Raw genomic sequence first — 21,833 nt, 5'->3', positions numbered from 1 at the left:
GAGGCAACAGGATGTCCATTAACGATATTGTGATGTATGTTATCGCTCTTTTTTTAGTGTTGGGTGCATTGGATCAATGTTTGGGAAATCGCTGGGGTTTGGGACAAGCCTTCAACAATGGGTTTATGACCATGGGCTCTCTTGCTCTGGTCATGATAGGGATTGTTTCCTTGGCCCCTGTACTGGCCGCGTGGTTGATCCCCATTGTTTCACCGTTATATGTGGCAATGGGTGCCGATCCGGCATCCTTTGCTAATACGATATTGGCGGTAGATATGGGGGGATACGCACTTGCGGCAGAAATGGCGCACAGCCAGCAAGCGGGCGTGTTTTCATGGGTTTTTCTAGGGACCATGTTTGGCCCAACGCTCGTATTTACGATTCCGGTTGCCCTCGGCATTTTGGAAAAAGGGGATCATCCATATTTTGCAAAAGGTATCTTGATCGGTATTAGTACCATTCCCGTTGGCTGTTTCATAGGGGGAATGATCGCCGGATTTGACGTGATTATGATTTTAAAAAATCTGATCATTCCCATGCTTCTTTCAATAATCATTATGCTGGGTTTACGTCTATTTACGGAGTATACGATCCGATGGTTCAAGTGGTTTGGTAACGGCATTAGGCTTCTATCCCTTGTCGGTTTGGCAGCGATTGGGGTCGAAACCTTAACTGGATTTGTGATTATTCCCAATATGGCTCCGTTGTCTGTCGGTGTGCAAACGGTTGGAACGATTGCTATTGTATTGGCTGGTGCGTTTCCGTTGGTTGCTTGGATTACAAAAATATTTAAAAATCCGCTTCAACGGGCAGGACGTTTGCTAAACATAGATCCATCGGCTACTGCGGGTCTTGTGGCTAGTCTTGCTCATAATATTCCTACCTTCACTTTAGTTAAAGAGATGGAGCCCAGAGGAAAAGTGATCAGTATTGCCTTTGCTGTCAGTGGATCTTTCGTTCTCGGAGGACATCTTGGCTTTGTAGCTGGAATGGACAAGAATATGGTGATTGCCATGATCGTGGGAAAACTTACAGGCGGGATTAGTGCCGTAATTGTCGCAGTTATTGCACATCCAGCTACTACGAATAGAAAAATAGAAAGCGCATCCAAGAAGGAGTGAACATGATGGATCATAAAAAAACAGCCAAAGAAGTGTTGAGAGCCGTGGGCGGAAATGAAAATGTGAACAGTGTCATTCACTGTGTCACTCGATTGAGATTCAAACTGAAGGATAATCAATTGCCAGATAAAGAAAAGATCAAGCAGATTGACGGTGTCATTACCGTTGTAGAAAGTGGTGGCCAATTTCAGGTGGTCATCGGGAATGAGGTTCCCAAAGTATACGAAGCTCTTTTGGACACCATGGGAGTAAAGCATGGAGATCAGATGGTTGAAGACGATCAAAAAAATGTAAAAGCGAGCCTATTCAGTCGATTTGTCGATGTCATTTCAGGTGTGTTCATGCCCGTTGTGGGTGTGCTCGCTGCTGTGGGGATTCTAAAAGGACTATTGGCCTTATGCACATCCCTGGGCTGGATGACGGATCAGATGGGCACGTATAAAATTTTATATGCGACAGCGGACGCTATGTTTTATTTCTTTCCGGTTATTCTAGGGTTTTCAGCAGGTAAAAAGTTTGGAGGAAACCCGTACCTGTCCGCTGTTTTGGGGGCCGCCTTGGTGTATCCGACCATTACTTCGGCCTTTACGGATAAAACGGCGCTGTCCTTTTTGACCATACCTGTCGTTCTAATTAATTATACTTCTTCTGTTATACCTATCATTATTGGGGCGTTCTTGGCAGCTAAGGTCGAAAAAATGATAAGCAAGTTTGCACCTGCTTCCATTAAAATGTTCATTGTTCCTTTTCTGACCTTGGTCATCATATCACCGATTGTTTTTCTGGTTGTCGGACCGATCGCAACTATTATCAGCGATGGGTTAGCCAAAGGCTCTATGTGGATTTACCAGTTAAGTCCGGCTGTAGCTGGTCTCGTTCTGGCCGGATTCTGGCAGGCTATTATTATCTTTGGTCTCCATTGGGCGTTTATTCCAATTCTCTTGAATAATGTAGTTACGAACGGGTTTGATCCGATTAACGGTATGTTGTTCTGTACTACGTTTGCCCAAACAGGTGCAGCTTTTGCCATTGCTTTGAAATCACGGGACCCTAAATTAAAACCCATCGCCACTTCTGCCACAATTGCGGGTTTGATGGGGGTTACTGAACCAGCTATTTACGGGGTTACGCTCCCCACCAAAAAACCGTTTATTTTAGCCTCGATTGCTGGAGGTATAGGAGGAGCTGCAGCAGGCTTACTCGGCTCAACGGCATATGGATTTGCCTCAGGCGGTATTTTTGGTATACCTCTATTCATTAATCCAAAAGGCATGGATGCAGGCTTCATCGGCTTTATTATATCTTTGGTTGTAGCTTTTGTAGTCGCATTTATTCTGACCTATCTTATCGGTTATAAAAATGCACAATCTGCGTCTGAAATTAAGGTTGCAGATGAAAACAAAGAAGAAGAAAAAACGATATTCAGTCCTCTACATGGTCAATTGATTCCTTTAACCACAGTGAAAGATGAAGCTTTCTCCAGTGGTGCGATGGGTCAGGGAGCCGCAATTATCCCCCGAGAAGGAGTAGCTTACGCACCTTTTAACGGAACTGTTGTTACCGTTTTCAAAACAAAACATGCGATTGGACTGATCTCTGAGGATGGAGTTGAACTGCTCATTCACATTGGAATTAATACGGTCAGCTTGAAGGGAAAACATTTCACTTCCTTTGTGTCTGAAGGAGATACGATTCATAAAGGGGACAAGCTGGTTGAATTCGATCCCAAAGCTATAGAGGATGACGGATATGATATTACCACATCCGTCATTGTAACCAATACAGCCGTGTACACGGATATTTTAGTTGAAGATTCCAAGGATATTCATGCAGGAGACCGCTTACTAAAGATTAGATAGATTCCAATTCCAATATTCAATAATAAAAAAGGCAAGATAAAGCTGACGATGCCCCGTATATAAAAAGGGTTGTCGTCAGCTTTTTTTTTAATTACCTCACACCTAGCGTGTTCATCATCTGTCTGAAGGAACGCACATATTTATCCGGTGCCAACAGGTTAACGATTCGCGCCAGTCCTTTCTTGCGGATAGATTCGCGTTGAGGTACGTTGTTCATCAGGTCTAGTCCTTGCAGTATCGCCTGCAAGATGTCCCCCTGCTGATAAAATTTACCGGTTTCGTTGTGGTCAATGAATGCTCGTACTCCGTCTGAATCAGAGCTTAATACCGGGCAACGACAGGCCATCGCCTCAGCAACTGCATAGCCGAATCCCTCCACCAATGAGGTCGATAGCAAGTAGCCGCCTGAGTCGCCAATCATGGAGTAATACAGGGGCATATTGGCATGAGGTACGCTTTTAAAACGCTCGATAATGGAGGACATGCCAAGCTGAGTAAGCATTTTTTCGAATTGTATTTTATCCTCCGGCTGTGACAATGTTTCATCATAAAACATCCAGATTCGAAGATCCGCACGGTTTTGCAGCATCCAGTAAGAAATATCGACAAAATGCCTCCAGTTCTTGTTGGGCTCTAGCCGTCCAACCCAGGCAATAACCGGATTAGTTGGAGGAGTGTTAGGTACATAATTAAATACGCTGGTATCCAGCACGTTTGGAAACACATAGCGATTAAGCCATGGACACATGGTGGAGAAAAGATTCACTAAATGAGTCGTATCTGGTAGGAGCACTGCATCGGCGTAATTTTGAAGATACGGAACTGCATCTGCAACAACCCAAGCCGCTTCTTCGTGAGGGCCAAAGCCCTGCGATTCATAGATCAATATCCCCTGATAGCCCAACATTCGCAATCTGGGGAGCATAGGGTAGTCCGAAGAGACGATAATTGCATCGTAGCGATGAGTCTCCACCAGCTTTCGAATTTCTTCTTCAGAGGAAGTCGTGAACACTGGAATATCGCCGTGCAGGTTTTGCATCCCTGTACCCTGCTGATAATAGAGAAGATGACATTCGATCCCGTCCTGAATGAGCGCTTTACAACGCTGGCGGTTCAAGGTTTCTACGCCGCCGCTGGGTATATAAAAAGTAAATAGAACTTTGATCTCAATAACCTCCTTTGCCAACCACAAGCTCTAATACCAAGTTATTCAACCAACAGGACGGGGTGTGGGTTTCTATGGAAGCCTGGATTGAATTAGCGCATAATTATGACTGAGGCGAGAATCTTCCGGGGAGCGTTCTGTTGCTTCTTTCGCAAATTCACATGCTTTGTGTAAAAGGCCTAACTCGTAGCAAGCGAGGGCACCAAGATCATACAGCGTGGCGTCCCAGCAAAAATCCTCTTGCATGTACGTATCCGGTCGTGTAGAAATTTGCAGCGCTTCTTCAACCATATGATAGACGGCGGGCCAGTTCCGCGTATGATAGGCCAGCTGAGCCATTTCCGTGTAAGGTTCACGTAAATACGGTGCTTCCGCAATAGCCCGGTATAACCAACGTGTTGCCTCTTGCCATTGTTCACTTGCTTTATAGGCTCTAGAAATAAAGCGCATCGAAGCACTGCGTTCATCTGCCCAGCGTGCCTGCGGCATGGCAAGATGTTGTTGCAGCGTAGCAATGCACTCGTCCCAACGGCCATGATACATATATTCCCGCCCCAAGTAATGCATGTTGCGGTCATCCTCGGGAAACTCGCGCACAGACTGCTCCAGCAGTGGAAGGTATTGGCTGCGGGACTTGTGCGGATCGGGATCATGATACAAGCGGAGCTGGTCTGATCGGATGTTGCGTTCTTTACCCTCTCCGATATATTCAAGCACCTCGTGAACTGGGCGTACCCAGCGGTACCCGTGACGAGTGTGTATTTTTTCTTTCCAGAACCATGTATAAACGGTATCTTGCCCAGGCTGTCCATGTGTAAAGGCATATAGCATCCGGGTAGTTCCTTCCTTCCAGTTGCGTTCCAGCCGCGACCGCCAACCCTCCTCCCAGACTTCGTCCAGATCCGTACAGACACAAATATCTATATCATCAGGGACCAGCCGTAGGGACTCATTGCGAGCTTTGTCAAAACGCCAAGGAGTTACCTCTATACGATGCACCTCTGCACCCGCTTCGTGTAGCAGGGAAACAGTATCGTCTGTAGAGCCGGTGTCCGCTACAATGACAACATCGGCTTCACGCATGGTGTGCATCCAGCGTTTGGCGAATCGGGCTTCATTTTTGCTAATGGCATAGACAGCTATTTTGTACCGATTCGATTGTTGCATTCCGCTTGCTCCTCCTTTGACTTACTTAAAGATTAAGGGGTGAGTGTGTGGGACATTTTTATTGGGGAGGATTCAGGATTGGGCTGAAGAACTGTCGATTATGCAGGACGTACGGGTCGTTGGGAATGTAAATGGCAGCTTGCTCGTTGTGCCAATTCGCACGTGTGTAATCCTTCATCCGAAAATGGCAAATGCATAGCTGGATATGAGGAAACCACGTTTGGTACGCGTCTTGTACCGGGCCCATCGTGTCGGGAGGATTCAGAGTGGTAGCCATGTCGTACCAGTAAATAGCTTTGGAGATCTCATTTTTATGCAAAAAATAATGACCCATCCGACAGCACAGATCAGCCCTGGGCGTATCGAAGGTCAAACTATGGAGAGCCGCCGTAATGCTTTGCTCCAGCTTGCCAAGCTGTTGTAGACAATCAGCCATTTTGCTACATGCACTAATCGCGTCCTCTGCCCAGCATTGTCCAGTATACAGAAAATCCTGGTAAACCTGCACAGCCTGCTCATATCTTTTATTGTCTCTTAACTCGTTAGCGTAATAGTAGAGGTCACGAGGAGAGAAGGCATGACCTTGGGCGAGCAATTTCTCATAGATTCGCAGGTTTCGTCCTGGAGAGACCGTGTGTGTTCTAGTGTGAGTTATGGCGATATCGGCATGTTGAATATTCCCGTTTACGGCGAGGTACTCATGCACGGCTCCGTGCCAACGGAACCCGGCTGACCTTCTAACTAAGCGGTTTCGACGAAAATGTAGGGTGACATTGCCATGATCATCAAAGGCATAATGATAATTCATAGACACGGAATCCACGATTGGTGTGGCTGAGGAATCAAGGGTTTGCTTCAGCTCAAGCAGCTTGACGGCGTCCTGTTCCTTCAAAATATCATCGGCATCCAGCCAGAGAATGTATTCCTGCGTAGCTTGTTCAAACGAATAGTTACGTGCAAGGGCAAAATGATCTACCCATTCAAATGGAAAAATTCGATCTGTAAAGTTGCGACATATGTCAATGGTCTGATCCTGTGAACCCGTGTCCACGATGTTGATTTCATCCACAATAGGATGGATCGATTCCAGGCAACTGCCAATAGTATTTTGGTCATTTTTGACGATCATGCACAGGCTGATACTGATCAATTGAGTACCACTCCTTTGGGAACCTTCTAAGGATTCAGGTCGAACATAAAGCTTTATTTATCAAGAGGTCTGATTATAGAAGCCCTGCCGCAATCGCGGCAGGGCAAGGATGACAAAGCCTAAACGGGCTGTGCGGCTTTGTCGATAAGGTATGGTACGTCGCTTAAATATAATGTGGTAGAAAAAAGAACGTTAGAGTCCGGTAGGCCCTGTAGGTCCAGTCGGCCCCGTAGGTCCGGTAGGTCCAATCGGTCCTTGTGGACCAGTGTCTCCTGTTGGTCCAATCGGGCCAGTAAATCCAAGGCCAAACGGTCCGGTAGGTCCAGTCGGCCCTGTTGGTCCAGCGGGTCCCGTAGCGCCTGTGTCGCCAATAGGTCCGACAGGCCCGATAGGTCCAGCAGGTCCGGTAAAGCCAGTGGCACCCGTAGACCCGACAGGTCCGGTAACACCTGTGTCACCCGTGGCGCCTGTAGGTCCGACAGGTCCAGTAGCACCTGTATCACCCGTGGCACCCGTAGGCCCGACAGGTCCGGTAACACCAGTGTCACCCGTGGCGCCTGTAGGTCCGACAGGTCCAGTAGCACCTGTATCACCCGTGGCGCCTGTAGGTCCGACAGGTCCAGTAGCACCTGTATCGCCCGTGGCACCCGTAGGCCCAACAGGTCCGGTAACACCGGTGTCGCCCGTGGCGCCCGTAGGCCCAACAGGTCCGGTAACACCAGTGTCACCCGTGGCACCCGTAGGCCCAACAGGTCCGGTAACACCAGTGTCACCCGTAGGTCCGGCAGGTCCGCTAACGCCTGTAGCGCCTGTGGCACCCGCAGGCCCTGTAGCACCCGTAGGCCCGGCAGGTCCGGCTGGGCCCACAGCTCCAGCTGCACTTGCTTTAACAAGAGCAATAGAATCAATGGCTACATCAGCAGTGTTAGCCAAGGCATTTTTACTAATAACCAAAAAGGCAAAGGCTGCGTTGGCTGGAACAGGAGCTGTTACTTCATACAGGCTTTGCCATGTTCCGTTCACAGCGTCTGGCAATGTGCCTGCGCTCAAATAGGTAGTCAGCCCCGTGCTAAGGAAGCTAAAGGTTGCGTCATAGTAATACAGAAAAATGTTAACTTGAGGACTGGACAGGCTTCCTATTTTTGCAGCTGAGAGGCTTAATGTATAGCTTTCGCCTGGTGCAGCAAAAACGACCTGGGAAAGAGATGCATCTACTGCGCCTCCTGTCAGGATCGCACTATAAAAGTTTGTCTTTTTTACGGATAAGTTAGTGACGGTCACATTTGCAGCGTTCCAAAAAAGGGTAGATCCAGTCTCGAAGTCGCCGTTATTAACTAGATTGGTAAATAGTACGGTCATCGTTTTTTATACACTCCCTTCACACGTTGTAATGATAGTAGATGCGAATCCACGCCGTGGCGAACCGTACAAGTTTACGAGGGCAGATGCGCATTTCCGTGTTCACATTTTAGACACATTATTTTAAGCTTCTATTTAAGTGACGTTAAGCTGGAGTTATATGTGGGGGGGTATCATTAGAGTTTAAAAGTGTAGCATGAGGCGAGGAGAGACCGTTTCGCGAAGGCTTTGGGCTTCCGATCGCTGGTGCTTCTCCAGCTCCAAACCCTCCGCTCCACTGCTACCCGCTACTCATGCAACATTTTAGGTGGGAGAGTAGTAGGATGAGAGCGCTCGCCCAAAGATTGATTTGGTCGTCCAAATCTATCGCTATGGAGTTTTTTTGATATGTGTGTGTAGTTCGATATGATTTGTCAATACGATAAAGGAAAGGGTGGAACATGTGCTCAAAGTACAGCAGGTGAGCAAGTGGTATGAGGGCAACCGGGGTGTACATAAGCTTGATTTTGAAATGCAGCGCGGTGAAATTGTTGGTTTCCTGGGGCCGAATGGTGCGGGTAAAACGACGACGATGCGCATGATTACAGGGTATCTTCAACCCAACGAGGGAGTGGTTACGATTGATGGTATCCCGATTCAGGATAAGGGTAGACTGGCCCGTTCCAAAATCGGTTATCTGCCGGAGACGCCCCCTTTGTATGAGGATATGTCCGTAAGATCCTATTTGAAGTTTGTAGCTAGTATTCGTGACGTGCCTGCGAGAGAGCAGAAGCTGCGTATTTCGGAGATGATTTCCAGGCTAGGACTGAATGGGCGGGAAAAACAATTAGTCCGCAGTTTGTCCAAAGGGTATAAACAGCGCTTGGGACTGGCAGGTGCGATTATTCATAACCCGGATTTACTGGTGCTCGATGAACCGACCTCGGGTTTGGACCCCAATCAGATTTTGGAGATTCGTCAGCTCATTCAGGAGATTGGCGAAAATCATACGGTATTGCTTAGCACACATATATTGCCTGAGGTGGATGCGTTATGCAATCGTGTTCTCATCATTCATGAAGGGAAACTGGTCATGGATGGGCGCCCTGACACGCTCGGCGGTTCGATGGAAGATGGATTCAAGGTGAAGGTAGAGGTTAAAGGCAAGCGTGAGCAGGTGATGGATGTCCTTCGTACTTGGGGAAAAGTAGAGGTTGAATCTATGGCGACCACGCTGCCTTCAGCGAACACGGAGCTAAGTGCCGCAGAGTCAGATATGACTGGATTGCTACTCACAGGAGCCTCCGGTGAGGATTTTCGCGAAGAACTATTTTATGTGCTGTCTGATGCGAAGCTTCCGATTTTGGAGATGAAAAAAGAAAGCCTTAGCTTGGAAAATATCTTCCAGCAGTTAACGACACGCGAGACGGAAGAAGGTCAGGTCGACGATCCAGCAGTACAAGACCTACATTCCTCGAAGAATGCAGCCCCTACGGCTATCACGGTGGAGCATGGAGATGCTGCGTCCGGGGACGATAAGGCCGAAGAAGATAAGGATACAGGAGGTAATCGGTCATGAGGCGTTTGTTCGCGGTTTGTCAAAAAGAGCTGCAAGCCTATCTGTGGACACCAACGACCTATTTTGCGCTTGCAGTGTACATGCTGCTGACGGGGTTACTTTTTTATACCAATTTTGTTATGTATCAGCCAAGCATTCTGGACTATCGGCTGGTACTCGGTGACACCTTGTCCATGCTGGTGTTCGTCGTCCCATTGCTCACGATGAGGCTGGTTGCGGAGGAATTCAGGCAAGGTACGGATGAACTGCTGCTTACCTCACCTGTGAGTGTGACGGAAATGATCGTGGGTAAATTTTTAGCGTCGTTGGGCATGTTGCTCATATTAGTGCTGTGCAGTCTAGCGTATCCGGTCGTGATGTCCTTTTATGGGTCGCTGGATTGGACGCTGGTATTAACATCTGTGATCGGTCTGTTTATGCTTGGCGCAGCCATGATGGCGATCGGCTTATTCGCTTCGACGCTTTCACAGCATCAGATGATGTCAGCGGTCGTCAGTTTTATTATTTTACTTGTGTTCTGGATGCTGGATTCGTTTGGTGGACAGACGGGTGCATCTGCGGCGGTACAGCAATGGCTGGAACCTTTTTCACTAACCGCACGGTTTGACAGTTTCACCAAAGGATTGCTGAATGGAGCCGATGTGATGTACTACGTGACGGTGGCGGTACTCTTTTTGCTATTCAGCATCCAAGTGGTTAAACGGAAACGGTGGAGGTAATGAATATGAAAAAATGGCTGGGTCATACCAATAGTGTGGTACTATCGATTGCTGCTGTAGGGATTTTTATTTTATTGACGTTATTTCTGCGTTCGCTGGGTGGCTTTCAACTGGATCTGACGGCAGGGAAGCAGTATACGCTGTCTGACCAAACGTTGACGACCATCCAGGATGTAAAGGAAGACGTACGATTGATTGCCTTTACCGTATCCACCTCGCAAAATCAGAAGCTGAACCGGGATGTTACGGATATGCTGAATGAATACGCCAAGCGTAACAGCAAGCTCAAGGTCGAGCAATACGATCTGAATCAGGAACCGATACTGGCCAAGCAATATGGTGTTACTGCAGCGTCTATTGTGTTGGTGCAGGGGGAGAAGAAACGGGTTATAGATATTGGGAGTCTATTTACGCAAGCTCAGGGGAGTGGTGAAGGGGCATACCAATTTACGGGGGAAGAAAAGCTGACGAGTGGATTGTTGGGATTATCATCTACCCGTCAAGGAAAAGTGGCCTTTCTAACTGGACATGAGGAAATCCCATTGTCCCAAATGACTGAATTAAGTAGCTCACTGTCACAAGATAATGTGAAAACAGAGGAAGTTCAGCTCAATCAGGCGGGTAGTGTACCCAAAGATGCGTCTGTATTGGCTATTGTTGGACCAGAACGTGATATCAGTGCAACAGAACTGAAGAGTATTCGTACGTATCTGAATGGTGGCGGAAAGCTTTTTATGGCACTAGGCTTTCACCCGAACATGGGGTCCGATTGGAAAAACCTTGATGCATTAGCGGCTGATTATGGAGTGAAGGACACTCATGCCATCGTGGTGGATCAAGAACAGACGAATACACTTGGACCGCTATGGACGGTTCCTACCTTCGGCAGTCATGCGATCACCGATAAGTTGGCGGCTTCCAATCTGTACCCTGTTCTTTCATTGTCTATTGCTTTGCAGGCAGGAGAGCAGAAGGATTGGAAGTCGACGCTTTTGATGAAATCTTCTGGAGCTAGCTATGGTGAAACGAATATCCAAGGTCTGCTGAACAACGAAACACAGAAGGATGACAAGGACCCGCAGGGGCCGCTGGATCTCGGTTATGCGGTAGAAGGGAAAGACGGCAAGCCCAAAGCCGTTATTCTCGGAACGTCTGCCCTCTTAAGCGACACTGAGATCGGCACAGGAGGCAATCGAGACTTTGTGCTGAACAGTCTGAATTATGTGCAGGAGCATTCTGATGGGCTCACTATTCGTCCTCGTCAGGAGCAGGATTATAAGGTAGCTTACTTGACTCCTGCACAAGCGAAAACGATATTGACCATATCTGTCATCGGATTGCCGTTGCTGTTCGCGGTCATCGGAATCTTATTATGGTGGAGGCGAAGAAGAGCATGAGAAAATGGATACCCACAGTGCTGCTGTTAGTTGTATTGGGAGCGGGTATAATCTATGCAAAGAGCCAAAACTTTTTTCATGAACAAGCGCCGGCTGCTCGTCAGCTGATTCAGCTTACGCAAGAGAATATTACGTCTTTCGCAATCACTGGAAAGGACGGCAAGTCGGTGGAACTAGAACAACATGATGGCCAATGGAGTATGAGCAAGCCACGGACTTACCCGCTAAACCAATATACAATAGACCATTGGCTAGCGGCGATTCAAAATGTAAAGTTGGGTGAAGTGGTGGAATCTTCCCCTACAGACGTAGCCAAATATGGGATCTCCGCTACCCATGATCAGATTGAGATTAAGACCAAGCAGGGTGACGTTCGTACCTTTGCTTTCGGTGAAACGTTGCCTTCCGGAGATGCTGTTTATGTATTATCAGACAAAAAAGAGATAGCTTCTGTACCTATAGATACTCTTTCAGGGTTATTGCTGGGTGCTGAAGATTTTATAGATACAACGCCGTTCGATTGGGACGATACCAAGCTGAGCGGAATAGAGTGGGAAGGCCAAAATGCTTCATGGATGCTCAAATCCTCCGGTAACAGCGGGACCGGAGACAGTGCCTCCACATCTTGGACGCTGAACGGAAAGTCAGTAGCCAGCGACACGGCGACTTCCCTCTCGCAGCAGATCAAAAACCTGGCCAGCAGTCAGGCCTTGCGCAAAGCCTCTGAGCTGAGCAAGCCTGTCCACCGCTTTACGCTAAGTGTATCGCTGGGTAAGGATGATTCCCAGCTGGTCTATCAGGGCTGGACGCTTAAAGATGATCCAGATACCGTATGGGTTGTACCGCCACAAAGTAACTGGGCTTATGGTCTGTCAGTATCTGACGTAAACCGTACTGAACAGAATGACCACGACCAAGCTCAGGCTGGAAAATAACCATTAGTAATTAAATTAGCTGCACAAAGAGGCTCCAACGGCGGATGATCGTCGTCTGGAGCTTCTTTGTGTTTGTTATTCGTCAGGTTTGCTGCTTTTGGAAGAAGAGTTGTTAGTGTCGTTTAAATCTTGGATTACTTGAATCAGCTCATGAAGTGAGACGTCCAGCTTATCCAGCTTTTCCTCCATCGTGTGCAGGATGTGCCGCAACAAAATAAAACAAAGTCCAGCCGGAAAGCCTACGTTGGTAACCAGAGAAAGAGCATCATCCATTTGCAATGTATTCCCTCCTTTTTAGCCATATATAAAGGAAGGTAAATTAAACGAACCATATACAACCGATTGTAAAAATAGTATAATAAATAAGAACAAATGTTCTGTTTTTGGTTGTAAAATAGGTTTGGAAATTACCCTATAGTATGAGGATTAGAAAAAGTCAAATCCAAAGAGAAAGGGTGATTTACAATGGATCAGTCTCAGCTAACATTGGTAGAACAATATCGAAAGAAGCTGTACCGCATTGCCTGGAGAATCCAGTATCGTGCTCGGGTACAAACCAATCATGAATTTGTAATGGAAAAGAACGAATCCGTCAGTGCCCCATCTTTTACAGAATCTTCAAACTCTCATATGTACACATTACAGCTTATCAACTCTCTATCTTCTGAGATCGGAAAAATGATCATCTTTGACCTTTACATACTAGATAAAACCGAAGCACAGATTGCAAAAGAGTTAAAGCTATCCCAACAGGCGGTGAATAAATGGAAAAAGAAAATGCTGAAAGAGTTATTTCGGATGCTGAGTTCGTCCAATTGCTAAAATTAGTACAAAGTGGAGATCAGGAGGCCATGTATAGGATACTTCAATTGTTCGAGGAAGACATTCAAAAGACCAGTCGATATATTCGTATGTCCCGTGAAGATGCTGTCCAAAGCATTGTGACTGATTTTATAGAAGAACTGCGACAAGAGTTAAAGACAGTGAAAAGTGGACAATGGATATAGCCTTGGCTATCCTTATCCGTAGGTTTACTTATTTAACGGAGGGCTTATAAGTTTATGATTGATAACAGGGCTTCTTTTGAGAAAAGTATGAAGATGTACCCAGTCAACAGTATTCGTTCCAATGTCATCATTCTTGTTTTATTACTGTTAGATCTGTTTCTGGTTATCCCCTTAGTGGGAAATCCATACATTGCAGTTTACGTGTATGTACTGTTGCCACCGATTGTTTTGATAAACATTTGGGCTCTAGTACTGGTCATCATGCCACGCAAATTGCAATTGAATTACATTTTATTCCGTGGTGTATTTGGTTTGATTTGTTCTATGGGCTTCATGATCATGACACAAAAGTTTGCTTATGGCATGTTGGGTCTGGATACTTCATGGTATTTTATAGGTTCTTTTGCCCTTTATGGAGTCGCTTTGTATTACTTTATAAAATATAATTTGGCGAAATTCAAAGATCCTTCAAAACATAAGAAGAAACCAAAAGTTAAGAAAAAAAACAAGAGAGCGCCTCTAGTGACGATCACCACATTTACTGGGGCTGGTTATCTGATAGCGAATGTTTCCCTCGGATTTGCTACACAACAATTAGTTGCCACAGTATTGATCAGTGTATACTCCATGCTGGCATTTGTTCTTTTTCATTTTATTATGGATTTACACCGCTACTATTGGCTTCATAAGCTGAGGAATCAGACAACAGATTGAACACAATGAAAAAAAAGCCTGCAAATGCCCCAACTTAATAGGGATTCGCAGGCTTTTTAGGCTGTAGATTTATTTAGTCGACATACTTGTTGCCGTCTGCATCAATATAAATGGATTGAACAGCTGTACGGCGGTACGGATAACCTGCCTCTGTGGTGCCGCTAATTTCATAGGTTACAGAATAGATGCCGGGCTTGTCCGCTTTGGATAGCTCAATTTGCCCATTAGGTTTAACCGTTTTTTGCTGTGCCGTCAAACCTTTAGGTGCAGAAGTGACTCCTTGCTGCGGATCACCATAATATTGAACTTGGTAGGTGACTTGTGTCACGCTGTCCGGGGAATCCTGTGTTTTCAGGTTTAGCTTCGGACCCACTGCATTCAGATTGTATTTCAGTTCAGGAACTTGAACAGCCTGGTAACGTGCAATCAGGAGATACGCTCCTTGATCAGGAACTGTGACGTTCAGTTTATAGGTGCCCGGTTTTGGATTTTGAATGACGGCGTTATGATGCCAGGCACCAGCAAAAATATCGTCATCATAGCCTGCTTTCAGATTAATAATTTCACTAGTACCGTCAGGCTTGGTTAGTTCCAGCTGACTCACACGTTTATCGCTGATCCAGTCCAGATCAATGGATTTGACACCATTTTCAACAGTCAGGGTTTCTGAGGCTTGTCCATTATAATCGCTGCCTCGAATAAAGTATGAATTGTCGATCTCGCTATAGGTGGCTTGTACAGCAGAAGCAGTCAGGGAAGATGCTGAAAGTGCTTCAGTTTCCTGATTCAATGCTGGAGTGTTTGCTTGGAGGTAGGGTTGGATCAGGGAGAAAACGTAGGAGCCAGTACGAACCTTGGCATGATCCCAAGATCCGACTTTAACTACACGTCCGCCGGGAAGCTTAGCGTTGTCGACTGTGACCACTCCATCATTCTTACCAAAGGATGAGAGGTAAAGTCCGCCCATTATGTAGGAAGCAGTGCCGCCAGACCAGTTATCACCAGCAAACGTGAAGAATGGAATTGTAGTCGCATTACTGAGTGCATCGGTCTTGGATCGGAAATACTTCATATAAGATGTTTGTAAAGTGGAGGTACCAGGATTTTGTGAGCCGACGATATCTGCCAGCCATCCGGCCCAGCTACTGTAGGCGAGATCTGCAAGTTGTGAGCCATGATGAGGACTGCTGAGGGTGATGACACGTTGTACATAGGGAGCGGCTCCGTTATATACGAGAGCGGTTTGAGTATCCACTCCACCTTTGCTGTGGGCGATAACGATAAGTTTTTTTCCAAAGTGATTACTGATGACCTTAATTTTGTCGGCCAGAAGCTTACCATTGTCCCACATATCTTGGGAGGTGCCATTTGTATCGTACAGATTAATGGTGGCTGTCTGGTATCCGGCGTCACGTGCACGCTGAAGCATATCGTTATTATTCTTGGTCCAGACTTCAGCACTACTGTTCAAACCATGTACGAACAAAAGTGCTGGCTTGGTAGGATCAACGCGATTAGGTGGTGGGCCTTCTGCCCAGCTTCCGGCGGGATCTTTCGGGGGTTGGGGTGTAGTGGAGCCTGCAAAAGCGCCGACGGGTACAAGAGTAACTGATAACAAAAAAATGAGCATCAAAACAGTGATCTTTTTCAAATTGAAAATCCTCCTTTGTAAAATAAAGTATTTTTCAAGCTTATTATACATGCCATCTTGTGGTAAATCATCAATTGTATTTCATATTTACATTAAAATTTTATTTTTTTAGTCATTTTTTAGTCAGGATATCCCCATGATCCATGGCGCATGATAATCTCGTCACACATTTTATATGTATGGAGGATGAGTTCATGCCAGGAACTAAGAAGGTCATTAGTTTGACGATTTCTGCTGCTTTACTTGCAAGCATGGCTACTTTGACAGGATGTGGGACTGCGAATCATAACGTCCGCACGAACGCTACCCGCTATAACGCACAAAGCACGCACCATATGGATGGAGTGAATCGTTATGGCTTGGATGGTGTGAACCGTAATGGTATGGATGGTGTGAACCGTAATGGTATGGATGGTGTGAATCGTTATGGGGTTAAGTCGAATGGTATGGACGGGATGTCATTGAATGAAAATGGCAACCGAACCGGACATCCAGTCCGTAATCTGCAAGTCGATCGCAATTTGTCCAAACGTATATCCGAGATGCCGGATGTAAAGTCTGCGACAGTGCTGGTCGGTGAACGACATGCCTATGTAGCCGTTTCCTTGAAAGACCAAGCCAACGGAACAGGTGTCGGTGCTCCAAGTATTGACGGTACTCCAAGTGCAAACAGTACTGGACGTAACGGGAATGTACCGAGTGTGAATGGCGTTAATGGCACTAGAGGAAACCGTACTACGGATACTACAACGCCTGGAATGACAGACAATGGAGTTACCGGGAATGGAACACCTGCGCGTCGTGATGACGGTTTATTTGGTACGATGGGTACAGGATCGTACGGTATGTTGCGTGGCTTAACGGACAACAACAATCGCACAGATAACGGAAACACCACAATCGAGGGAGCAAGAACTGCATATGAACCAAGTGATGCAGTCAAGAGCCGTATCGCGAATAAAGTGAAGCAATTTGCACCTTCGATTGAACAGGTACATGTATCCGCTAACCCGGACTTTGTCAAACAAGCCACTGACTTTACACACAGTGTGCAAAATGGTCATCCGATTAGAGGCTTGAGCAATGGTATGATGGATGTAATTGAACGTGTATTCCCGACCTCGGCGGCTGATACAAACCGTCCAATGAATAATACAGCACCCACACGTCCACAAAATCATACCCCTGCCCCGATGAATCATCGCTAATTCAAACCCTATAATTGTGCAATGCCAAAGAAAGAGCTATCCATCTCAGCGAATACGCTGGTGGATAGCTCTTTAGTTTTGGGAGAATGATAACTATAATTGAATTATTTGCGCAATCCTTTAATCCATACGCCTTGCAGCTTTAAGTCTCCATCCAGTAACAGGATATCTGCTTGTTTACCTGCTTCAAGGGAACCTGTACGATCAGCAATGTGCAAGGATCGAGCCGGATTCAGGCTGGCCATTTGTGATGCCGCAGGAATACTCATACCCACGTGTTGAACCAAATAGCGGAAGCCTTCAATCATCGTTAGTGTGCTTCCGGCCAATGTGACGCCATCCTCCAGTCGTGCTACATCGCCCTGCACAATCACTGGCAAATCGCCGAGTGTATATTTCCCGTCTTCGAGACCAGTAGCAGACATGGCATCGGTGATGAGAATGAGATTATGATCCTGTTTTAACCTAGCGAGCAGGGAAATGGCGGCGGGATGCACATGAATGCCGTCCGCGATGATTTCTGCTTCAATGCGCGGATCAGCAAGTACGGCTCCGGCGGCTCCCGGCTTGCGATGATGCAACGGAGTCATCGCATTAAACGCATGCACCGCATGGTTCAGCCCTGCCGTCGCTGCCTGTTCAACCTCTTCATACGTAGCATCCGTATGACCGAGAGCTGCGGTAATGCCATGGCTGCGCAGCCATGCAATCAGTTCCAGCGCTCCTTCCCGTTCGGGCGCAAGCGTGAGCTGGCGAACAAGGCCCGGGTAGCGCTGCTCCCATTCTGCTACCCATGAGAGATTCGGTGGCACGATATGTTCCGGGTTTTGCGCTCCCGGCCACTTCGGACTGATGAACGGTCCTTCCAAATGTACGCCCTCCAGTTGCGCATAGGGCATAGGTAGTGCCATGTATGCGTGAACTTCACTCAATACCCGGTCAATCTGTTCCTTGGGCGCGGTCATCGTGGTAGCCAGCATAGCTGTCGTACCTTGTGAACCGTGAAAGGAGGTGATCGTATCCAGCACCCTCGGATCGGAGTCCATAAAGTCCTCACCGTTCCCGCCGTGAACATGAATATCAATAAAGCCTGGCAGCAGATAGCCTCCTTCCAAACGCACAATTTTGGCGGTTTTCGCTGCGCTTTCTTCCTGATTTGCGAAGACTAACGCTGTCCAATCGGCGGGCAAATTCGCTTCTGAACCAGCGTATACAATGGATTGCCCCTCAATGACGACAACCCCTTTTTCAATGATGTCATTCCCAACGACAACTTGCCCATACAGTAGCTGGGGTACGGTACCACTCATTTCATCTGACTTCAATTGAACCATTCTCCTGCCTCCTGATCTAATAAAATAAGTACGTTGGGATGGCATTGCAGCAGGGAAGCCGGACACGCTGTCGTGACGGGTCCAGTTAAAGCCTGCTTTATAATGTCAGCCTTATCCGCACCAAAAGCCACCAGTATAATTTGCTTCGCCTTAAGAATCGTGCCTACTCCCATCGTAACTGCTTGCCTGGGTACAGCATCTATTTCGCCAAAAAATCGAGCATTCGCCGAGCGCGTACTTTCTTTTAAATCTACAACATGTGTAGCTCCAGCCAAGCTGTGACCAGGTTCGTTAAAGCCGATATGTCCATTATGACCAATGCCAAGCAATTGCAGATCCACGGGGCCATGATCCAGAATAGCCTGCTCGTGCGCTGCACATTCTGCTGCCAGATCCAGTGCATTCCCGTCAGGGACACGTGTGTGGGATATCGGAATATCGATATGTTGGAACAAGTGCTCATTCATAAAGCTTCGATAGCTCTGCGGATGTTCTGGGGGAAGACCAACATACTCATCAAGATTCACGGAATAGGCGCGTGCAAAACTGACCTGTCCCTTGCGGTACATATCTGCAAGATGTCGGTAAATGCCAATCGGCGTACTACCGGTGGCCAGGCCAAGCATGGCCTGTGGTTTGGATTGCAGCAAGCTAGCGATCACAGCGGCGGCAGTAGCGTTCAGGTCTTCACGGCTGTTCAAAATGCGTATGTTCATCTTAGTGACCTCCCGGTTGTTTTTTGAGCTTGCTCACTTGTTGATATGAACCTTCCAATCTCGGAATATATTTGTCAAAATCCGCGCTCACCATACCTGTAAACAGAATATCTATGATATGAAGCTGGGCGATGCGGGAGGCCATATCCCCACGTCGCATTCCTTCCTCCAATGAGGAGGAAAATAGCGCAATATCCGCAAGGCCTGCCAGCGTGTTGTTTCCGAAGGAGGTCAGGGATAGTGTCTTGGCCCCTTGTTCCTTGGCGCAGCGTAGAGCCGCAATGGTCTCCTGGGTTTCTCCTGAATAAGAGACGGCAAAGGCGACATCTCCCACTCCGAGCGAGGAGGCAGAGGTAATCTGCATATGTGAATCTGCAAAGGCAGTGCTGTTCTTGCCAATACGGATGAGCTTCTGGTAAAAATCCTGCGCCACAATCGACGATGTCGCCATCCCATAGAGATCAATGCGGCTCGTGGCTGACAGCCATGCAATAGCCTGCTCCAGCTTGTCGTAATCCAGCAGTCGGGTCGTGTCTGCAATGGATGCGGTGTGGTTCGCCTGAATAGCTTGCACGATTCGGGGAAGTGAATTTCCGGCGACAATATCCTGATAGGATTCTTCACCATTACGGTTGGAATGGGACAACTCGGCGGCCAGCTTCATTTTGAAATCGGGATAGCCTTTAAAATGTAGTGATTTGCAAAACCGCGTAACGGTCGCTGCACTCACACCACAACGCTCTGACAGCTCCCGAATACCCAGATGTAACACATCTTCCGGGGATTGCAGGATGGATTCCGTCAGCTTGCGCTCCTGTACGGGAAGCAGCTCCAGTCTTTGGGCTAATGTATGAAGAATGGGGGACATGAGCTGTGCTCCTTTGGCTGTAGAGTATTTGCGTGAAAATAAATATCGTTTATAAGAATGATATTAAGAAAAACATTTTCACGTGTATTGTAAAATAATTCTGTCGCTCATGCAAGAGATGTGAGAAGAATTTTTATTAAATTTTGCGAAAAAATAGCCAGCGAAAATTGTAGAAGTTATCATACATTAATTTACATATTGCGAGTTTTACTTACAAAACAACCTATTGACTTGTCTCTTCATTGGAGGAGTATAATTGAATAAAGTTCCAGTGAAGGAATTTTTCTAGGAGCTTTCTTTGCAGAGGGCATCGTTGGGTGGAACGAACAGAATCTCATTCACAAGGAGGAGTTTGCTATGCAAAGCCAAGTGATTGAAATGATCAGCGCAGTCAAGGAAGATCCTGAACTGGTCGCAAAGCTGGATGGACATTCGGACATTATTCATGATGCGGGACTGGATTCGTTGCAGTTGGTTCATTTCATGCTGCAAGTGGAGGATGCATTTGATGTGGAGATTGATTTTGATTCCTTTGAACTGGAGCATTTGAGCTCGGTAGATGCGTTTTGCAGCTACATTCAGGGGATCAGCGATGCGGAACAAGCGCCGCATCTGGAGGGAATGGAGACGGTCTGACGTACAGCTAGGTACATGTGCCTGAAAATCCATTAAACGAGGTGTTAGCATGCAGCCCAAAAGCAATGTGCTGATTGATGAGAAAGCGTTCAAGCTCATCAAGCGTAACCTGAAAAACGCTTCTGTATCTTACCGTAACGCCACACAGGACCCTGCTTTCAAAACGGACATGCCCCAGACGATCGGCATTAAGCTGACTAACCGCTGCAACCTGAGATGTACCCACTGCTTTGAATGGAACGAGGAAGGCTACCATCACCAAATGGATAAAGAAGAACAAAACATGGATCTTGCTCCAGACATGCTCCGGCAAATTTTGAGCGAAACCAAGGAAGCCAAGTCCAGACTGTACATGTGGGGCGGCGAACCAATGTTTCATCGGCGTTTTGATGAAATTTTGGACGTGCTGGCGGAAGATCGGCGCGAAATGACCTTTTGTACAAATGGATTACTTATTGATAAATATTTGGACCGGATTTTGGATTTGTCCGAAAATCTGGAGTTATTAATAGCGATTGAAGGTTTTGAAAGAGAACACGACCTAATTCGCGGTAAAGGCACCTTTCAAAAAACAATGCGGCAGATGGATAAGCTGATTGAACTGCGCGACCAGGGATTGTACAAGGGACGGGTAACTGTCCATGCGGTCATTAACGATAACATGATCGGACGGATGTACGAATTTCTGCAAATGCTGGAGGACAAAAGGCTGGATCTGGTGCTGCTGACGTTCCCCTGGTACATTTCCAAAGAGACCTCCCTCAAAATGGATGAATATTTTACACGTAATTTTTCTTGGCTCCGACAACTCGAAGAAAAAAATATTAGTAGCTGGCATGCTTTCAAATATAAAATCAACCCGGATAACATCGATCCTCTGATGCAGGAACTACAGCGGATCAATGAGCGAGTATGGAACATTCGCGTGCGCTATCAGCCCGGTTTGGATTATGAGGAAATTGATAAATTTATACATGGTGAGGAAATGGTCAGCCGTTGTTCCAATCATTGTTTGGCGCTCACCTCCAGAACAGATATTTTACCAGACGGGAAGGTCATGCCTTGCAAATTTTTCAGTGAGTTCACGATTGGAAGCATGCGTGAGCACAGTCTGAAGGAGATATGGAACTCGGAAGCGTATGAGAAAACCCGTCAAAAGATTAATCATGAAGGATTGACTCCGGTGTGCTCCAAATGCAGCGTATTGTATCTGCACGGGGCAGGCTCTCTGAAATACATTTAGCTTTCTATGAATGTTGTTTGTTACTG

At 46.8% G+C, this 21,833-nt stretch carries 21 protein-coding genes; 12 read left to right on the top strand and 9 right to left on the bottom strand.

Going from position 1 to position 21,833, the window contains the following annotated elements; all coding sequences use genetic code 11:
- Positions 1–11 precede the first annotated feature (11 nt).
- Positions 12–1,121, top strand: coding sequence for an ethanolamine utilization protein EutH (gene eutH, locus NSS94_RS19385; RefSeq protein ID WP_029518308.1), 1,110 nt, complete (start codon positions 12–14; stop codon positions 1,119–1,121).
- Between the two features lie 5 nt (positions 1,122–1,126).
- Entirely contained in the window at positions 1,127–2,980 is a 1,854-nt protein-coding gene (locus tag NSS94_RS19380; RefSeq protein ID WP_341039950.1) for a beta-glucoside-specific PTS transporter subunit IIABC, read from the top strand.
- 91 nt (positions 2,981–3,071) lie between these two features.
- Here NSS94_RS19380 and NSS94_RS19375 read toward each other — a convergent pair whose 3' ends face one another.
- The 4 genes from NSS94_RS19375 to NSS94_RS19360 form a co-directional block, all read right to left on the bottom strand.
- On the bottom strand, positions 3,072–4,166 hold the full coding sequence (locus NSS94_RS19375; protein ID WP_029518310.1) for a glycosyltransferase family 4 protein: 1,095 nt from the start codon (positions 4,164–4,166) through the stop codon (positions 3,072–3,074).
- 51 nt (positions 4,167–4,217) lie between these two features.
- Complete coding sequence (locus NSS94_RS19370; protein WP_069012658.1) at positions 4,218–5,312, bottom strand: tetratricopeptide repeat-containing glycosyltransferase; 1,095 nt, start codon at positions 5,310–5,312, stop codon at positions 4,218–4,220.
- Between the two features lie 58 nt (positions 5,313–5,370).
- Positions 5,371–6,462, bottom strand: coding sequence for a glycosyltransferase (locus tag NSS94_RS19365; RefSeq protein WP_341039949.1), 1,092 nt, complete (start codon positions 6,460–6,462; stop codon positions 5,371–5,373).
- A 192-nt stretch (positions 6,463–6,654) separates the two neighbouring features.
- On the bottom strand, positions 6,655–7,821 hold the full coding sequence (locus NSS94_RS19360) for an NTTRR-F1 domain (protein ID WP_341039948.1): 1,167 nt from the start codon (positions 7,819–7,821) through the stop codon (positions 6,655–6,657).
- 442 nt (positions 7,822–8,263) lie between these two features.
- Here NSS94_RS19360 and NSS94_RS19355 point away from each other — a divergent pair, with 442 nt between their 5' ends.
- The 4 genes from NSS94_RS19355 to NSS94_RS19340 are packed head-to-tail and all read left to right on the top strand — an operon-like array spanning position 8,264 to position 12,430.
- Positions 8,264–9,379, top strand: a complete 1,116-nt coding sequence (locus NSS94_RS19355; RefSeq protein WP_341039947.1) for an ABC transporter ATP-binding protein — start codon at positions 8,264–8,266, stop codon at positions 9,377–9,379.
- Positions 9,376–10,098, top strand: coding sequence for an ABC transporter permease (locus tag NSS94_RS19350; protein WP_341039946.1), 723 nt, complete (start codon positions 9,376–9,378; stop codon positions 10,096–10,098). Before NSS94_RS19355 ends, NSS94_RS19350 begins: the two co-directional genes overlap by 4 nt.
- 5 nt (positions 10,099–10,103) lie before the next feature.
- Complete coding sequence (locus tag NSS94_RS19345; protein ID WP_318628031.1) at positions 10,104–11,495, top strand: GldG family protein; 1,392 nt, start codon at positions 10,104–10,106, stop codon at positions 11,493–11,495.
- Positions 11,492–12,430, top strand: a complete 939-nt coding sequence (locus NSS94_RS19340; RefSeq protein WP_341039944.1) for a DUF4340 domain-containing protein — start codon at positions 11,492–11,494, stop codon at positions 12,428–12,430. The genes NSS94_RS19345 and NSS94_RS19340 overlap by 4 nt, the downstream gene beginning before the upstream one ends.
- Before the next feature lie 75 nt (positions 12,431–12,505).
- On the opposite strand, the gene NSS94_RS19335 is transcribed toward NSS94_RS19340, so the two are convergent.
- Positions 12,506–12,703 carry a YvrJ family protein gene (locus NSS94_RS19335; RefSeq protein WP_230585117.1) on the bottom strand — a complete coding sequence of 66 codons (198 nt, stop codon included), beginning with the start codon at positions 12,701–12,703 and terminating at the stop codon, positions 12,506–12,508.
- 192 nt (positions 12,704–12,895) lie between these two features.
- On the opposite strand from NSS94_RS19335, the gene NSS94_RS19330 reads away from it, so the two are divergent.
- Genes NSS94_RS19330 through NSS94_RS19320 form a run of 3 tightly spaced genes read left to right on the top strand, consistent with a single transcriptional unit; the run spans position 12,896 to position 14,151 of the window.
- Complete coding sequence (locus NSS94_RS19330; protein WP_029518319.1) at positions 12,896–13,252, top strand: hypothetical protein; 357 nt, start codon at positions 12,896–12,898, stop codon at positions 13,250–13,252.
- Positions 13,195–13,437, top strand: a complete 243-nt coding sequence (locus NSS94_RS26270) for a helix-turn-helix domain-containing protein (protein WP_080658658.1) — start codon at positions 13,195–13,197, stop codon at positions 13,435–13,437. Before NSS94_RS19330 ends, NSS94_RS26270 begins: the two co-directional genes overlap by 58 nt.
- A 54-nt stretch (positions 13,438–13,491) precedes the next feature.
- On the top strand, positions 13,492–14,151 hold the full coding sequence (locus NSS94_RS19320) for a hypothetical protein (protein ID WP_340933027.1): 660 nt from the start codon (positions 13,492–13,494) through the stop codon (positions 14,149–14,151).
- A gap of 73 nt (positions 14,152–14,224) precedes the next feature.
- Here NSS94_RS19320 and NSS94_RS19315 read toward each other — a convergent pair whose 3' ends face one another.
- Complete coding sequence (locus NSS94_RS19315; protein ID WP_341039943.1) at positions 14,225–15,802, bottom strand: esterase/lipase family protein; 1,578 nt, start codon at positions 15,800–15,802, stop codon at positions 14,225–14,227.
- A 194-nt stretch (positions 15,803–15,996) separates the two neighbouring features.
- Here NSS94_RS19315 and NSS94_RS19310 point away from each other — a divergent pair, with 194 nt between their 5' ends.
- Entirely contained in the window at positions 15,997–17,010 is a 1,014-nt protein-coding gene (locus NSS94_RS19310) for a YhcN/YlaJ family sporulation lipoprotein (RefSeq protein WP_039272635.1), read from the top strand.
- 104 nt (positions 17,011–17,114) lie between these two features.
- On the opposite strand, the gene nagA is transcribed toward NSS94_RS19310, so the two are convergent.
- Genes nagA through NSS94_RS19295 form a run of 3 tightly spaced genes read right to left on the bottom strand, consistent with a single transcriptional unit; the run spans position 17,115 to position 19,928 of the window.
- Positions 17,115–18,335 carry an N-acetylglucosamine-6-phosphate deacetylase gene (gene nagA, locus NSS94_RS19305; RefSeq protein WP_081317555.1) on the bottom strand — a complete coding sequence of 407 codons (1,221 nt, stop codon included), beginning with the start codon at positions 18,333–18,335 and terminating at the stop codon, positions 17,115–17,117.
- The gene (gene nagB / locus NSS94_RS19300; protein WP_340956678.1) at positions 18,332–19,060 is read right to left on the bottom strand and encodes a glucosamine-6-phosphate deaminase; all 729 of its coding nucleotides are present in this window, start codon (positions 19,058–19,060) and stop codon (positions 18,332–18,334) included. The genes nagA and nagB overlap by 4 nt, the downstream gene beginning before the upstream one ends.
- A gap of 1 nt (position 19,061) precedes the next feature.
- Positions 19,062–19,928: a MurR/RpiR family transcriptional regulator gene (locus NSS94_RS19295; protein ID WP_069011015.1), complete on the bottom strand. Its 867-nt coding sequence runs from the start codon at positions 19,926–19,928 to the stop codon at positions 19,062–19,064.
- 357 nt (positions 19,929–20,285) lie between these two features.
- Here NSS94_RS19295 and NSS94_RS19290 point away from each other — a divergent pair, with 357 nt between their 5' ends.
- Together NSS94_RS19290 and NSS94_RS19285 are read left to right on the top strand one after the other, a co-directional pair.
- Positions 20,286–20,564: an acyl carrier protein gene (locus tag NSS94_RS19290; RefSeq protein WP_013311713.1), complete on the top strand. Its 279-nt coding sequence runs from the start codon at positions 20,286–20,288 to the stop codon at positions 20,562–20,564.
- A 49-nt stretch (positions 20,565–20,613) separates the two neighbouring features.
- Positions 20,614–21,807, top strand: coding sequence for a radical SAM/SPASM domain-containing protein (locus NSS94_RS19285; protein ID WP_069011016.1), 1,194 nt, complete (start codon positions 20,614–20,616; stop codon positions 21,805–21,807).
- Positions 21,808–21,833 lie beyond the last annotated feature (26 nt).

The organism is Paenibacillus sp. FSL L8-0644, from assembly GCF_038008165.1.
Taxonomy (GTDB): domain Bacteria; phylum Bacillota; class Bacilli; order Paenibacillales; family Paenibacillaceae; genus Paenibacillus; species Paenibacillus polymyxa_D.
This window is presented reverse-complemented; position numbering and strand designations above follow the sequence as displayed.